Annotated in this window: 1 protein-coding gene; it reads left to right on the top strand. The window is 41.1% G+C overall.

The features are described from left to right. Positions 1–39 precede the first annotated feature (39 nt). A partial coding sequence (locus A3729_RS33005; protein WP_197475820.1) for a hypothetical protein occupies positions 40–513 on the top strand: 474 nt, incomplete at its 3' end.

Here is a 513-nt window from a genome sequence, read left to right as displayed (position 1 = left end):
TAAAAGGCTTAATGCCTATTAAGAGTTGTTGCAATACTGATGTTACCAAGACGCTACTTAGATCGCTACGCCTTATTTGTTGGCCTTAGTTTTTTGCTGCATGCGATTATAATCGGCGTGGTTATGCTTGCTCAGGTGGATAAAGATGAAGAGGAAGAAAAGCAGCATAAAGTTCTGATAAAATTAGATAATCCTATTAATGAAGAGGAAGAGGAAGAGGAAGAGGAGGAGGAAGAGGAAAAGCCTTTAACAGAAGAGAAAGCTAAAGCAGAGAAAGCTAAAGCAGAGAAAGCTAAAGCAGAGAAAGCTAAAGCAGAGAAAGCTAAAGCAGAGAAAGCTAAAGCAGAGAAAGCCAAAGCAGAGAAGGCTAAAGCTGAGAAGGCTAAAGCTGAGAAGGCTAAAGCTGAGAAGGCTAAAGCTGAGAAGGCTAAAGCAGAAAAAGCCAAAGCAGAGAAGGCTAAAGCAGAGAAGGCTAAAGCAGAGAAAGCTAAAGCAGAGAAAGCTAAAGCAGAG

The organism is Oleiphilus sp. HI0043 (assembly GCF_001634935.1).
Note: the sequence above shows the minus strand (reverse complement) of the source record. Positions and strands in the feature narration are given on the sequence as shown.